A 14,015-nucleotide genomic window follows, 5' to 3' on the forward strand; every position below is an offset into this window, starting at 1 on the left:
TAGCGCGACGGGTGGGGGCGATGCGCTGTGCGAGCGTGCTGGGTGGACGAGACGGTATTGGACTGGACCAATGCCGTCAAGGAAAGTCCCCGCAAAACCTGTCCCCGGCCCTCACCCCGCCCCCACACAACCCCCAAAACCGCCCCGGCCCGGGCCCGGGCGTGGCAGGGCCCCCGGGCGCTGGGTGGCGGATTCTTGGGGTCCTCGCAACACCTGATGGCTATGTGGTCGTCAGTAGATCACGCAGGCGCTCGGCTGGGGTTCTCCAGCCGAGCGTTTTGCGTGGTCGGCCGTTGAGCTGTTGGGCGACGTGTTCGAGGTCTTCGGGACTGTGGACGGACAGGTCGGTTCCTTTGGGGAAGTACTGTCGCAGCAGGCCGTTGGTGTTCTCGTTCGATCCGCGCTGCCAGGGTGAGTGCGGATCGCAGAAGTAGACGGGGACTCCCGTGGCGATGGTGAACTGCTTGTGCGCGGCCATCTCGCAGCCCTGGTCCCAGGTCAGTGAGCCGCGCAGGTGTCCCGGCAGGGTCTGGACCAGGGGGACCAGGACATTGCGGACCTCCTCGGCGGTGTGGCCGCCGGGCAGGTGCCCGAGCAGGACGTAGCGGGTGGAGCGTTCGACCAGGGTCACGATCGCGCTCTCGCTGCGGGGGCCGACGATCAGGTCGCCCTCCCAGTGGCCGGGCACCGCCCGGTCGGCGGCCTCGGCGGGGCGTTCGGAGATCATCACCATCTCGTCGACGAACCGGCGGGTGCGCTGGTCCGGGCTGCGGTGCGGCTTGCGGCGGGTGCGCCCGGTGCGCAGGGCGTGTGCGACCTCGCGGCGCAGTCCGCCGCGGGCCTGGACGTAGACGGCCTGGTAGATCGTTTCCGGGCTCACGCGCATGCTCTCGTCGTCGGGGAACTCGATGGGCAGAGCGTGGCAGATCTGCTCGGGTGACCAGCGTTCCCGTAGCCGATCCGCGACGACGTCGCGCAGCGGGCCGTCCTGGGCGAGCTTGGAGTCCTTGGGGCGCGCGCGGCTCTTTGCCCACGCTCGCTGGGCCCGGTGGGGCCGGTAGGCGCCGTCGGCCGAACGGGCGTCGATCTCGCGCTTGACCGTGGAGGCAGGCCGGCCCAATTCCCGGCCGATCGCGCGCAGCGAGCGGCCCTCGCGCCGTATGTCTGCGATCAGCTCCCGCTCCGCCACGGTCAGGAACCGGGGATGCAGTTCGGCCTCGACGGCGGCCACGGACGGCTCCGTGGCGGTGGCAGTGGTCGTCACACCGGTCTTGTAGTCGATCAGACGGCCGTCGGGGTGCAGGCGCGAGTGGCCGATCTGCCGGATGCCCTGGTCCCAGTCCCGGGCGGTGCGCTCGTGGACACTGGCCTGCGCGGCGGCATCACGGCGCCGGACCCCGGCCGCGCGCAGCCGCTCGTACTCCGCCCGGCCGGGGTGACCGGCCCTACGGGGCTTGCCCAGACCACGGACACCGGCCTTACGGGCCCAGCCAAACGCCGTGTTGGGGTTCACACCGACCGCACGAGCCGCAGCGGTGACGCTGCCGCCCTCCCGATCCAGCGCCTCGAAGAACCCCGCCTTCAACACCACGAAATCCATGATCCCCGCAACTCCCTGAACTACAGGGCGTTGCGGGGATCATTAGAACCCGCCGGGTGCGCGCGGGGGCCCTGGAGGTGGTGCGGGGTGGGTCAGCTCTGGGTGACCGTCGAGGAGTCGACCAGGGCGAGCCGGTGGTTGTACTGGATGGTGTAGACGGTCCCGGCGCCCTGGATGTAGGTCTCCGTGGGGCGGGTGGTGCCGTTGGCCGGGTAGAAGTCGTCCCGGTTGGCCGGCGCGGCCGTGGCGACGTACGCCTGCCCGGCCGGGAAGGCGTACTTCGTGAAGGCGGGCGCGGAGTCCGCCGACAGGCCCGCGGGGTACTCGGACGCGTCCGGGTACGCCTCGCCGTAGAGCGGGGCGGCGGTGTCGCCGGACGTGGTGAGGATCTTCACGTGGCGGGCGCGGACGGTGTTGGCGCCGTCGGGGTTGTCGAACCACACCTTCTGGCCGCCGTACCAGATCGCGGTCCAGTCACCCTGCTGGTCGGCGACGACGAACTGCTGGCCGGCCGAGACCGTGGTGCTCCAGTCGTTGATCTCGTCGGTGCCGGCCGCGCCGTCGGCGTGCACGTAGGGGTCGCTCACCAGGGGCGCGGTCGCGCTGGGCGCGGTGCGCACGTACAGGGAGTTGGCGGGCGCGGTCTGGTCGGTGCACGCGGTGGTCGCGCCGGTCGGGTCGTCGGCCGGGCAGACCTTGGCCGTCTGCTGGTTGGACGCGAAGTCCGGGGCGATGGTCACCGCGGTGCCGACCGGGCCCACGCCGTGCGTGCCCTCGTCGGTCGGCGCGCCGAGCAGGTCCATGAACTGGTTCCAGTCCCAGTACGGTCCCGGGTCCCAGTGCATGCCGGAGACGAGGGAGTCGATGGGGCCGGGCACGTTGTCGTGGCCGATGATGTGCTCGCGGTCGAGCTTGATGTGGTACTTCGCCGCGAGGTACGTGACCAGTTCGGCGGTGTTCTCGTACTGGACCTGGGTGTACCAGGTGGCGCCGTGGGCGGCGTAGCCCTCGTGCTCGATGCCGATCGAGTGCATGTTGAGCCAGTAGTTGCCCGCGTGGAAGGCGATGTCCTTGTCCGCCACGGACTGGGTGACCGCGCCGTCGGAGGCGCGCATCACGTAGTTGGCCGCGCTGCCGCTCGCCGGGTTCTGGAAGCCGTCGATCGCGGTCTGGTAGGACGTCTCGGTGTCGTGGATGACGATGTAGTCGATCTTCATCCCGTCGGCCGGGCGGTTGGCGACCTGGTAGTTGGCCGTGGCCGCGGGCGCCGACTGGCAGTCCAGCTGCGCCGGGCAGTCGCTGTCCGAGGTCGACGTGTGCTTCAGGTGCAGGGCCGACAGGCCGCCGGTGTCGCCGCGCAGCGACGGCTGGGACGCCAGCTCGACCTGCTGGCCCTGGGTGGTGGTGCGGTGGGCGCCCGACTTCATGGTGGTGAAGACCCGGTCCGCGAAGGCGGAGGCGGCCGCCTGGTCGGTGGAGCCGCTGTAACGGGCCACCGCGGCATACCACTTCGCCGGGTCGGCCGGGGTGTCGCCCTGGAGCTTCTTCTCGTACGAGGCGAGCAGCGCGGCCGCGGCGCGGATGTTGGTGCGCCGGTCGGTCCGTACGTCCGCCGCGGGCGCGTCGATCAGCTTGGCGGCCGCGGTCAGCGTGTGCAGCGACGGGTCGGCCGCCATCGCCGACAGGTCCGAGCGGCCGGCCGCGCCGGAGCCGCCGTCGGCGAGCATCGACGCGGTGACGTCGGTCAGGCTCATCGGCCCGTAGCCGCCGCTGGTGTTGTGGCCCTGGTGGACGTCCCACTGGGACTCCTGGTAGGCGACCGCCATCAGCACCGACTCCGGCACCTTGGACTCGTGGGCGGCGTAGGCGAAGTCCTGCTGCTCACCCGAGGCGCCCGCCCCCTTGCCGCCGCTGTTCTGGCTGGCCAGCGCCACCGGCGTGGACACGCCCGCCGCGACGACCAGCGTCGCGCCCACGACGTACGCCGTGAGCTTCTTCCTCGATCTCCGCCTCTGTCCCACCGTCTGTCACCCTCCGCCGCTTGCGATGTGCCAACGGTCATCACGCTTGTGACCGAACGTCAGTCCCCCACTTGATCATAGGGGCCGGGACTCCGGTCACCCGGAGTGGGTACGGGGGCCGGTGGGACGAGTGGTACGCCGGGACAGGCAGCGGTTGCATTCGTAGGATATATAATTTCCATATGAACCCATCCGACGCTTCCGTCACCCCCGGCGACGAGCAGATGCTCCAGGCCCTGCACGGGCTGCTGGCGAGCGTCGGGCGGCTGTCCCGCACCCTCTTCGAGATCGGCGACTTCGGTCTGGCCCGCAGCTCGGTGGGGGTGCTCGCCGCACTGGAGGACGAGCCGCTGCGCGTCACCGACCTGCCGCCGCTGGTGGGGCTGACCCAGCCGCGGGTGACCACGGTGCTGAGCGAGCTGCACGAGCGCGGGCTCGTCGAGAAGCAGCGCAGCACCGACGACCGGCGGGTGGTCCGGGTCCAGCTGACCACGGCCGGGCAGGACCTGCTCCGGCACAGCCGGGAGAAGACCGCGGTGGTGCTGCTCGACGCGCTCCGCTCGCACGTGGACGACCCCGGGCAGGCCGTGGCCGCCGCCCGGCAGGCCGTCGTCACCGTTCTCGACGCACTGGAATCGGAGGTCAGTTGAGCACCGCCCCCCTACCGCGGTCCGTTCACGAACCCCAACAGCCCGAGCAGCCCGAGCAGAAGGTCCCGCCGGCGGCGCAGGACCCGATACCCGCCCCGGGCGCCGCACCGCCACCGGACGGACCCGAACCGCGCCCGCGCCGCCACCGCGCGCTGATGCCGCGCCGCGTCGGCGGCCCGCGCCGCTGGTGGGACTGGGTGCTCGCCGCCGACCCCGGCCTGGCCGACCTGCAAAGCGCCTGGCGCACCCTGATCTCCCTGGTCGCCGGGCTCGCGGTGGGCTACGGAATGGCCCACGCGCTGAACCTGCCGGCGATGCTGGGCATGATGATCGGCGCCATGATCGGCCAGCTCAGCGCCAACCTCGTCGCCGAGAACACCCTCACCAAGCTCGCCGCCGGCATCCTGCCGATGCCCCTGCCGATGCTCGCGGGCCTGACCGCCAGCACCTGGACCCAGCCGCACCGGACCCTCGCGGTGTGGATCGTCTCGGCCGCCCTCGTCGTGGTCTTCGCCTGCCTGAAGTTCGGCCCGGTCGCGCTGCGCTACGGCCTGCTGCTCTTCGTCAGCCTGCTGATGGGCGCGCTCATGCCGCTCACCCGCGCCCAGTGCGGCCGGCTGCTGGTGGTCGCCCTGGTCGTCGCGGTGGCCTGCCTGTCCGGCCGGATCGTGCTGTGCTACCCGACGCCGTACGAGGACCTGCTGCGCACCCAGCGCGCGTTCGTCGTGGAGGCGCGGCGGGTGGCCGGCTCGGCCGCCGAGGTCGTCGCGGCCGTCGGCGCCTCCTCCGACCAGGCGGCGGCGCTGCGGCGGATGGACCGCGCGCTGCGGCGGCTGAACACCCGCACCCTGACGATCGACGCCCAGCTCGCGCAGCCCGAGGTCGCGGCCGACCCGCACACCGCCGAACTCCTCCACCAGCACCTGTTCGACTGCGAGTTGGCACTCCAGGGCATCGGCGGCGCCGCCCGCCGGATCGCGGGCACCACGATGGCGCCGGCGCTGCGCGAGGCCGTCGGCGCGGGCCTGGCCACCGCCCGGGACATCCCGCTGAACCGCACCGGCGCCCTGCGCCCGGCCGCCGACCGCATCCGCACCGAGGCCGACGCGGCCTTCCCGTCCGCCGACGGCTCCCCGTCGTACGAGCAGCTGCTCGCCCGGCGGATCGCCACGCTGCTGGACGAGCTGGCCGACTCGCTGACCGCCTGGCTCAGCCTGGGCCGCGCCTCGTCGCACGACCGCACCAAGGCGTCCTTCCGGCCGACGGTGATCCTCGAGGCCGGCGCCCTGCCCGGCAGCGGGCCCAGCGCCCGCCGCGTGCTGGCCGGCTACAACGGGCCCGGCTGGCGGCGCGCGGTCCCGTACGTCCGGGCGCCCCTCCAGGCCGCGGCCGCGGTGGCGATCACCGTGCCGCTGGCCGACGCCGTCAACCCGGCGCGCTTCTACTGGGGCCTGGTCGGCATCATGATCACCCTGCTCGGCAACAACACCCTCTCCGAGCGGCTGCGCAAGCTGGTGCACCGCATCGCGGGCACCGTGGTGGGCGCCGTCATCGGTGTCGCCCTGGTCCACCTGATCGGCCCGGGCCACATCTACTGGACCCTCACCGTCATCGTGGTCGCCATCACGCTCGGCACCTGGGGCATGAAGCGCCAGTACGGCTACTGGGCGGTCGGCCTGGTCACCGCGCTGGTGCAGATGTACGCGCTGAGCACGCCCACCGGTCAGCTGGACCACCTGCTGACCGAGCGCGTCGAGGACAACGGCCTGGGCATCCTGGTCGCCACCCTGTGCGCGTCCGCGATCTTCCCCGCCCCGACCCGCCGGGTGGCGCGCGAGTCCGCCCGCGTCTACCTGACGGCCGTGACGGACCTGGTCCACCAGGTCGGCGAGCGCTGGGCGGACCCGGAGACCCCGATCCGGCTGCGCGGCGCCGCGCTGGGCGTCAGCAACGCCATGCACCAGCTGCAAGCCGTGCACCGCCCGGTGCTGCGGCTGCCGGTCGGGCGGCGCGGCCGGGCCGCGGACAACCTGCTGGGCCTGGCCTCGACCGCCACCGGCCACGCCAAGGCGCTGGCCACCGCCGCGGACATCGACATCGACCTCTCGCCGCCGCTGCGGACGCGGGTGCGCGCCGTGGTGGACACCATGGCCGGTTCGCTGGCGGCGCTCGACCGGACCGTGGCCGGCAACGGCGACGGCGCGGTGTGGGTGCGCGTCGACCCGCTGCTGCGCGAGCTGCGCTCCGAACTGCACCTGGCCACCGGGCCGCGCGCGGACGCCCTGCTGCGCTCGCTGCGCGAACTGGCGGCGCTGGACGAGACGATGGCCGGCCTCGCGGCGACGTACGGCATGGAGGTCGCGGAGGCGCCGCGGGCCGACTGGGACACGGCCCGCCCGCAGGCCGCCGGATGAGCCGGCCGCGCGTGTCCGTACCCGCCCCGGCCGGGCGGCCCGGCCAGACTTGACCCATGGCCGAGATCCGGCGCAGCGCGGGCCTGCTGCTCTTCCGCCGTACCGGCACCGGGACCGAGGTGCTGCTCGGCCACATGGGCGGGCCGTTCTGGGCCCGCCGGAACGCGGGCGCGTGGACGGTGCCGAAGGGCGAGTACGGCGAAGGCGAGGCGCCGTGGGACGCGGCGCGGCGGGAGTTCCGCGAGGAGTTGGGGCTGCCCGCGCCGCCGGGCCCGCCGCTGCCGCTGGGCGAGGTGGTGCAGTCCGGCGGGAAGCACGTGACGGTGTGGGCGGTGGAGGGCGACCTCGATCCGGCGCTGGTGGTGCCGGGCACGTTCGCCATGGAGTGGCCGCGCGGCTCGGGCCGCACCGCGCGGTTCCCGGAGCTGGACCGGGTGGCGTGGTTCGGCCTGGCGGCGGCGCGCGAGGTGGTCGTCACCGCGCAGGCGCGGTTCCTGGACCGGCTCGCGGACCGGCTGGCGGAGGCGTGACCGCCGGGCTCGCGGCGGCGTACCGGCGGTGCGTCACCTTCCGAAGGCCGAGCCGAAGCCGTTGCCGCCGGGCGGGATCGCGGTGCCGAGGGCGTCGGCCCTGACCGTGACCGGGTGGGCCAGGTCGAGTCCGGCGGCGGTGCCGCGCAGCACTGTGACGCCCGGGTACTGCACGCCCGCGCCGCCGATGGCCAGGTCCGCCCGCCCGTCGCCGTCGGTGTCGAGCATCGCGGTGGCCGAGATGTCGTGGCCGGTGACGCGTTGGGCCGCGGCCGTGGTCAGGCCGTCCGGTCCGCCGCGCAGCACCAGCAGTTCGGCGGCCGCGCCGCCCTGTTCCTCGGCGAGGAACGCGAGGTCGGATCGCCCGTCGCCGTCGACGTCCCCGGCCGCGGGGAAGGCGCCGAAGGCCGTGGCAGCGGGGGTTCCGGGCAGCCCCGGGGTGGCGGCGGTCAGGGTGAGGGGCGGGTGGGAGCTGCCGTGCCGGCCGCCGTACCAGACGGTGAGCCGGGTGCCGCCCTCCGGCGGGCCGGGCTCCTCCTGTTCGGGGCCGAGTTCGTCGGGCAGGCCGACGGCGATGTCGGCGCAGCCGTCGCCGTCGAAGTCGCCGACCGTGTAGGGCGCGTCGTAGCTGCTGCCGTACACGTCCCGGCCCTGGGCGTCCTTGAGGCGCGGGCCCGGCCGGAAGCCGGTGGGCGTGCCGTACCAGACGACGGTGGCGCGCGGGGTGTCGGCGATGTCGGTGTACTGGACGTCCCAGGAGGTGATCAGGTCGTCGCGGCCGTCGCCGTTGACGTCGCCGACGGCCACCACGTCCTCGTCCAGGAAGTCGGAGTCCGGGTCGCCGGCGTCGACCGGCAGTTGGACGGTCGCGGTACGGGCGGGCGCGCCGCTGCGGCTGAACGGCCCGTAGGAGATCGTCTCGCTGTCCGGGCGGCTGCCCACGGAGGCGATGTCGGGGTGGCCGTCGCCGTCGAAGTCACCGGTGAACGGGCGCACGCCGTGCAGCCGCCCGGGGTGCGCGTTCTTCCCGGCGTCCTTCGCGCCACCGCTGTGCACGGTGCCGCCCCACACCACGAACAGGGTGCTGTAGCCGGCCTGGACGACGAGGTCGGCGCGCCCGTCACCGTCGAGGTCGGCCGAGGCGACGTGGGCCCCGAAGTAGGCGCCCTGGCCCGCGGGTCCGGCGCCGATGCCGTTCTGCGTCAGCACCCCCGCCCGCTTGGTGTCGGGCCCCTGGGGACCGCCGGGCAGCACCACGGCGTACCCGCCGTCGCGCAGCCCGTCGACGGTGGCTGCCGCGTTGGTCACGACGAGGGCGGCCCGGCCGTCGCCGTCCAGGTCGTACGGCCCGGCGTGGCGTGCCGCGCGGCCGCCCCCGCCGCCCGAGCAGCCCGTCAGGACGGCGAGCGCCGCGCAGACCGTGGCCGCGGCAACGGCGGCGAATCGCTTGCGCATGTGGGTTTCGACCGCGCAGGGCGCCGGAAGGTTGTCCGGAACGCGCCGTTCCGGACCGCGGGGCCGGGAGCCGCAGGGCCGGGAGCCGCAGGCCCGCGGCCTACGGGCGGGGGCGGTGGGACCCGGGCGTCTGCCGCGCGGGCCGCGATCTGCGGGAGGGCCGGGACCGTGGGAGCGTGGAGAGGCGGGCCCGTACGGCCCGGGGGCCGCCCCCGGGCCGGCGAAGGCCCGAAGGAGGTGCCTCATGCGCGCTCTGGAGACGATCGGCGTCTCGCTGCTGATCATGGCGATCTGCGTCGCCCTGCTGCTGTTCATGATGGGCGGCCCCTACTACCGCGACGACCCGCGCAATCGCCGCTGGCGCCTGCACCGCCGCTGAAGCCCCCGTACCGCCGGCGGCTCAGGCGCGCGGGGTGAGGCCGTGGTCGAGCGCGTCGAAGAGCCGGGCGAGGTGCGCGCGGTGGTCGGGGATCACCTCGGCGGGCGGCTCGCCGGCGGTCAGGCGGCGGGCGGCGCGGGTGAGGACGGCGCCGTAGCCGGCGACGAAGAAGGCCGCGAGCAGGGCCGCGTCGCCCGCGAAGGCGGGGTCCCGGTCGAGCTCGTCCTCGAGGTCCCGCTGGAGGCCGGCGGCGATCTCGCGGGCGCGGGCGATCAGCGCGGGCGAGCCCGCGACCGTGCGGAAGAACGGGATGGAGCGGTCGTCCAGGCCGGAGAGCGGGTGGCGGGCGGCGGCCAGCCGCCCGACCGTGTCGCGCAGGGAGGTGCGCACGTCCACCCCCGGGGCGCGGTCGCGGACCGCCGCCCGCAGCAGCCGCGCGGCCTCCTCTCCGCGGTCGAGGAAGAGGTCCTCCTTGCGCGGGAAGTGGTTGAAGACGGTCACGCTGGAGACGCCGGCCGCGCGGGCCACCTCGGCGACCGTCACGTTGTCGTATCCGCGCTCGAGGAAGAGCCCGGCCGCGGCCTCCGCGATCCTCGCGCGGGTCTGCGGCCCGCCGCGCGCTCCGGTCCTGGGCATGGCCTGGCTCCCGTCTTCCTTGTGCGACTCAATGTAGTCACCTAATGTAGTGGGTGGCCCGCCCACCGGGTCAAGCGGCGCCGTGCGGACGGTGCCGGGATCGGAGCACATGATGAAGGCGGCCCGTTTCAGCCGGTTCGGCGGCCCGGAGGTCCTGGAGCTGGTGGACCTGCCGGAGCCGCACCCGGGGCCCGGCGAGGTCCGGATCGCGGTGCGCGCGGCGGGTGTCAACGCGAGCGACTGGAAGAAGCGCGCGGGCGGGATGGACCAGGAGCTGCCGCAGACCCTGGGCTACGAAGCGGCGGGCGTCGTCGACGCGTTGGGCGAGGGTGTGCGCGACACGGCCGTCGGCGACCGGGTGTTCGGCTTCTGCACCGCCGGCGCCGCGCAGGCGCAGTCCGCAGTGCTGTCCGCCTACGCGCCGATCCCGCCGTCGCTGGACTTCGCCGGCGCCGCCGCGCTGCCGGCGGCCGTCGAGACGGCGGTGCGCGCGCTCGACCGGCTCGGCGTCGGCAGCGGCGACACGCTGCTGGTCAACGGCGCCTCCGGCAACGTCGGCAGCGCCGCGGTGCAGTACGCGGCGGCGCGCGGCGCGCGCGTGATCGGCACCGCGAGCCCCGCCGGCCACGACCGCCTGCGCGCGCTGGGCGCCGAACCCGTGGCGTACGGCGCCGGTCTGGTCGAACGGGTCCGCGCGCTCGCGCCCGGCGGCGTGGACCTGGCCCTCGACGTGGCCGGCAGCGGGGTGCTGGCCGAACTCGTCGCCCTCACCGGCGGCCCCGAACACGTGGTCACGGTCGCCGACTTCGCGGGCGCCCGGCAGCACGGCGTGGTGTTCAGCAGCGGCGATACCGGACGCGCGCTCCACGCGCTCGACGGCATCGGGGAGTTGGTCGAGGCCGGCCGCTTCACGCCGCCGGCGGTGCGGACCTTCCCACTGGAGCGGATCGCCGACGCGCACCGCGCCGGGGAGAACGGCGTCCGCGGCAAGATCGTCCTGCTGGTCGGCGGACCGGCCGCCGCGAACCCTTAACGGCGGTGCGCGGGCGCGGCGTTCGCGGGCGCGTACGCCCGGCCGGGGCGTCCCGCGGTGGCCGGATCTTTTCGGTCGCAGGGTTCACCGGGTGTCCACGGGCAGTTCACCGCGGGCCGACAGGTTCGGCACATGACTTCGCGACCCTTCTCCCGCAGGCGCGCCCGGGTTGCCGTGGCGCTCGCCGCCACCGCCGCCGTGGTGGGTGCGGGCACCCTCACCGCCCAGGCGCACGGCTGGCTCTCGGCGCCGTCGCACGACTTCGACGCGACCGCGGACACGTTTTCCGGCCATGGCGCGGTGACCGGCAACGTGCTGCGGAACGACTCCGGTGCGACCGCGGTCGTCCGCCACACCGACCCGTCGCACGGCACCGCGACGGTGAACGCGGACGGCTCCTTCACGTACACCCCGAAGGCCGGCTTCACCGGCACGGACACCTTCACGTACACCGCGAGCGACGCGGTGCGGCTGTTCAAGGACACGCAGGCGAACGGCAAGGCGCTCGCGCCGCTGGCGACGGTCACGGGCCCCGACGGCACCACCACGGAGATCTCCGGTGAGGGCTACGGCTCCTCGCTGGCGCCGGTGCCCGGCAGGTCCGGCTACTTCTACGGCCTGACCGACCGGGGCCCGAACGCGGACGCCCCGGACGGGAACAAGTCGGAGGTGCTGCCCGACTTCACGCCGCAGATCGGCGAGTTCAAGCTCGTGGCCGGCAAGGCGGAGCTGGTCAGGAAGGTCACCTTGAAGGGCCCGAAGGCCCTGGGCGGCGTCGCCTACAGCGGCCGCCCGCCGCACGACACCGACGAGGTCATCGACGACGTCGACGCGACGAACGCGGCCGGCGGCACCCCGCAGCCCGTCGCGAACGACCCCTACGGCTACGACTCCGAGGGCCTGGTCGCGATGGCCGACGGCACCTTCTGGGTCTCCGACGAGTACGGCCCCTACCTCACGCACTTCGACGCGAACGGCTACGAACTGGGCCGACTGACGCCGTACAAGGACAGCCCGGACAACGCGTATCACAAGATCCTGGGCTACCTGCCGGCCGAGTTCGCCGACCGCCTGAAGAACAAGGGTATGGAGGGGCTGACGATCACCCCCGACGGCTCCACCCTGGTCGGAGTCATGCAGTCCGCGCTCCAGCAGCCGGACCTCGGCAGCACCAAGGCGACCAAGGTCGCGGCGACCCGCATCCTCACGGTCGACCTGCACACGTACCAGACGAAGCAGTATCTCTACCTGCTGGACGACCCGGACGACACCGGCGACGCCAGCAGCGAGATCACCGCGCTGTCCAGCACGAAGTTCCTGGTCGACGAGCGGGACGGCGACTTCGAGCCGTTCGCGCAGAAGAAGCTGTACGAGGTCGACCTCGACGGCGCGACCGACGTCAGCGGCCTGACCATCGACGGCAAGTCGCCCGAGGCGTTCGTCGGCAAGGACGGCACGAACGACGCGCTCACCGCGCTGACCGGCGCGGGCGTGCGGGTCGCGCAGAAGCAGCTCTACCTGAACGTCGGCACCCTGGTCAGCCAACTCGACCCGACCGGCGCCTTCTTCGCGCACGACAAGGTCGAGGGCGTGGCCACCACGGACGCGGGCCGGACGCTCTACCTGTCCAACGACGACGACTTCGGGATCGACACCGTCTCCGTCGACGCCGACGGCAAGTGGACCGTGCACCAGAAGACGATCCCGTCCACCGGCGCGACCGACAACGGCGAGATCCTCGAGGTCGACACGGCGAAGCTGCCGGCGGTGCTCAAGACGGTCACGGTGACCGTGCACGTGCGGTGACCGTGCACGTGTGCTGACCGTGCACGTGTGCTGACCGCGGGCGCGCGCGGCCTGGAGACGCAACCCGCCGCCGGGCGGTCCGAGTCGGGGCCGCCCGGCGGCGGGGTCGTACGGCAGCCGGGTCGTACGGCGGTGCGGCTACTCGAAGAACTTCAGGCTGAAGCCGGTGTCGCTGGTCGCCCCGGGGACGTTGGCCCGGGTGTAGGTGGTGTTGCCCCACCAGCAGAAGGAGCCGCTGAACCAGTAGCGGTTGGACCAGGAGTAGGCGGTGCCCTTGGGGACCGCGGTGAACATCAGCGGGAACTTCGGGCCGGCCGGCGGGCTGGTGCCGATGTCGCCGTTGAGCAGCACGAAGCTGTGGCTGCCGGGCCCGTCCACGTAGAGCGTCGGGTCCCAGCCGGACATCATCGTGGCCGCGTGGGAGCCGAAGAGGCAGCCGTTGGACTTGTACCAGTCCCAGACGTACGTCGGGTCGCCGCCGGCCCGCAGCCGCAGGTCGGCCATGCAGTACTGGTCGCTCCAGCTGCCGTTGGCGGAGTAGACGATGTGCAGCTGGCCGTTGGGGTCCTTGATGGCCGCGGGCGCCTCGTTGATGTACGGGTTGCCGACCACCCGCTCCCAGCTCTCGCGCGGCTGGGAAATGATGTAGCGCGCGCCGGTGGGCGTGGTCGGGCTGCTCATCTTCACGATGTAGAGGTTCTGCTCGACGTTGGTGTCGCCCGCCCAGCCGGACCAGACGAACCAGCGCTGCCCGTTGAAGGTGAACATGTTGCCGTCGATGGCCCACTTGTCGTCGGGCAGGGCGAGTTCGGTCTCGGTGCCGTAGCCGCTGTCGGCGGTGGCGGAGCTGATCACGTACATCCGGTGGGCCGCCCCGGTGCCGGACGTGAAGTAGATGTAGTAGCGGCCGCTGTCCACCACGATCTCCGGCGCCCAGACCTCGCCGCGGCCCGCGGTGTCGGACCAGACCTTGTGGGAGGTCGCCGCGCCGAGGGCGTCCGGGGAGGACGCCTCGCGCACCGCGATGCCGCCGCCGGAGGACTCCGCGGAGATGTAGGTGCTGCCGACCCGGATGACGCTCGGGTCGGCGTTGTGGATGGTGGTCTGGGCGGCGTGCGCGGGTGCGGGGGACAACAGCGACAGCACCGTGGCCAGCGCACCGCACAGGGCGAACGCCAGCCCGCTGTGGAGACTTCGCAGCAGTTTCATCGTCCCGTTCCAGGGTCGGGCCTCCGCGTGGACGCCGGCTCCCGGCGGCGGAGGGGCGCCGCCCGGGGACGACGCCCGGTCGAAGTCGCGTGGAGGGGGGCGGGGCGCTCCGACCGTGCGGGCTCCCCGTTCCTCCACCGCGTCCGCACAGAGGTCAACAGCCGGGCGCCCACATTTCCACAGGATCGCGATTGGCTATGAACATGTCAATCTCCTCGACCGGGGCCATGTAAGGGGAACGGCAATCCCCGGCGGCTCCCATCAGGTGGTGCCGGCGTGGGC

General features: G+C 73.4%; 11 protein-coding genes. 6 read left to right on the plus strand and 5 right to left on the minus strand.

Going from position 1 to position 14,015, the window contains the following annotated elements:
- Nucleotides 1-220: 220 nt before the first annotated feature.
- Together WA788_RS25440 and WA788_RS25445 are read right to left on the minus strand one after the other, a co-directional pair.
- Nucleotides 221-1,600 (minus strand): IS30 family transposase, encoded by a 1,380-nt coding sequence (locus tag WA788_RS25440; protein WP_443034096.1) that lies wholly within the window; start codon nucleotides 1,598-1,600, stop codon nucleotides 221-223.
- A 92-nt stretch (nucleotides 1,601-1,692) separates the two neighbouring features.
- On the minus strand, nucleotides 1,693-3,621 hold the full coding sequence (locus WA788_RS25445) for an N-acetylmuramoyl-L-alanine amidase (RefSeq protein ID WP_335981043.1): 1,929 nt from the start codon (nucleotides 3,619-3,621) through the stop codon (nucleotides 1,693-1,695).
- 182 nt (nucleotides 3,622-3,803) lie between these two features.
- Here WA788_RS25445 and WA788_RS25450 point away from each other — a divergent pair, with 182 nt between their 5' ends.
- Genes WA788_RS25450 through WA788_RS25460 form a run of 3 tightly spaced genes read left to right on the plus strand, consistent with a single transcriptional unit; the run spans nucleotide 3,804 to nucleotide 7,215 of the window.
- Nucleotides 3,804-4,271, plus strand: coding sequence for a MarR family winged helix-turn-helix transcriptional regulator (locus WA788_RS25450; protein WP_335981044.1), 468 nt, complete (start codon nucleotides 3,804-3,806; stop codon nucleotides 4,269-4,271).
- Nucleotides 4,268-6,685, plus strand: a complete 2,418-nt coding sequence (locus tag WA788_RS25455) for an FUSC family protein (RefSeq protein ID WP_335981045.1) — start codon at nucleotides 4,268-4,270, stop codon at nucleotides 6,683-6,685. The genes WA788_RS25450 and WA788_RS25455 overlap by 4 nt, the downstream gene beginning before the upstream one ends.
- A 56-nt stretch (nucleotides 6,686-6,741) precedes the next feature.
- Nucleotides 6,742-7,215, plus strand: coding sequence for an NUDIX domain-containing protein (locus WA788_RS25460; protein ID WP_335981046.1), 474 nt, complete (start codon nucleotides 6,742-6,744; stop codon nucleotides 7,213-7,215).
- A 33-nt stretch (nucleotides 7,216-7,248) separates the two neighbouring features.
- Here the strand turns inward: WA788_RS25460 and WA788_RS25465 are convergent, their stop codons facing one another.
- A complete protein-coding gene (locus WA788_RS25465) occupies nucleotides 7,249-8,670 on the minus strand; it encodes an FG-GAP repeat domain-containing protein (protein WP_335981047.1) in 1,422 nt (473 codons plus the stop codon).
- A gap of 244 nt (nucleotides 8,671-8,914) precedes the next feature.
- Here WA788_RS25465 and WA788_RS25470 point away from each other — a divergent pair, with 244 nt between their 5' ends.
- A complete protein-coding gene (locus tag WA788_RS25470; protein WP_335981048.1) occupies nucleotides 8,915-9,049 on the plus strand; it encodes a hypothetical protein in 135 nt (44 codons plus the stop codon).
- Nucleotides 9,050-9,070: 21 nt separating this feature from the next.
- Here WA788_RS25470 and WA788_RS25475 read toward each other — a convergent pair whose 3' ends face one another.
- Nucleotides 9,071-9,685, minus strand: coding sequence for a TetR/AcrR family transcriptional regulator (locus tag WA788_RS25475; RefSeq protein WP_335981049.1), 615 nt, complete (start codon nucleotides 9,683-9,685; stop codon nucleotides 9,071-9,073).
- Nucleotides 9,686-9,797: 112 nt separating this feature from the next.
- Here WA788_RS25475 and WA788_RS25480 point away from each other — a divergent pair, with 112 nt between their 5' ends.
- A complete protein-coding gene (locus WA788_RS25480) occupies nucleotides 9,798-10,718 on the plus strand; it encodes an NADP-dependent oxidoreductase (RefSeq protein WP_335981058.1) in 921 nt (306 codons plus the stop codon).
- Between the two features lie 132 nt (nucleotides 10,719-10,850).
- Nucleotides 10,851-12,524 carry an esterase-like activity of phytase family protein gene (locus WA788_RS25485; RefSeq protein WP_335981050.1) on the plus strand — a complete coding sequence of 558 codons (1,674 nt, stop codon included), beginning with the start codon at nucleotides 10,851-10,853 and terminating at the stop codon, nucleotides 12,522-12,524.
- 138 nt (nucleotides 12,525-12,662) lie between these two features.
- On the opposite strand, the gene WA788_RS25490 is transcribed toward WA788_RS25485, so the two are convergent.
- The gene (locus WA788_RS25490) at nucleotides 12,663-13,733 is read right to left on the minus strand and encodes a glycoside hydrolase family 43 protein (RefSeq protein WP_335981051.1); all 1,071 of its coding nucleotides are present in this window, start codon (nucleotides 13,731-13,733) and stop codon (nucleotides 12,663-12,665) included.
- Between the last annotated feature and the right edge of the window lie 282 nt (nucleotides 13,734-14,015).

Source organism: Streptomyces sp. CA2R106 (genome assembly GCF_037034245.1).
GTDB lineage: Bacteria > Actinomycetota > Actinomycetes > Streptomycetales > Streptomycetaceae > Actinacidiphila.

Bases quoted from the DNA above. Each gene is read 5' to 3' on its own strand.
- WA788_RS25480 (WP_335981058.1), top strand. From the start codon at position 9,798: ATGAAGGCGGCCCGTTTCAGCCGGTTCGGCGGCCCGGAGGTCCTGGAG.
- WA788_RS25490 (WP_335981051.1), bottom strand. From the start codon at position 13,733: ATGAAACTGCTGCGAAGTCTCCACAGCGGGCTGGCGTTCGCCCTGTGC.
- WA788_RS25485 (WP_335981050.1), top strand. From the start codon at position 10,851: ATGACTTCGCGACCCTTCTCCCGCAGGCGCGCCCGGGTTGCCGTGGCG.
- WA788_RS25470 (WP_335981048.1), top strand. From the start codon at position 8,915: ATGCGCGCTCTGGAGACGATCGGCGTCTCGCTGCTGATCATGGCGATC.
- WA788_RS25475 (WP_335981049.1), bottom strand. From the start codon at position 9,685: ATGCCCAGGACCGGAGCGCGCGGCGGGCCGCAGACCCGCGCGAGGATC.
- WA788_RS25460 (WP_335981046.1), top strand. From the start codon at position 6,742: ATGGCCGAGATCCGGCGCAGCGCGGGCCTGCTGCTCTTCCGCCGTACC.
- WA788_RS25440 (WP_443034096.1), bottom strand. From the start codon at position 1,600: ATGGATTTCGTGGTGTTGAAGGCGGGGTTCTTCGAGGCGCTGGATCGG.
- WA788_RS25450 (WP_335981044.1), top strand. From the start codon at position 3,804: ATGAACCCATCCGACGCTTCCGTCACCCCCGGCGACGAGCAGATGCTC.
- WA788_RS25465 (WP_335981047.1), bottom strand. From the start codon at position 8,670: ATGCGCAAGCGATTCGCCGCCGTTGCCGCGGCCACGGTCTGCGCGGCG.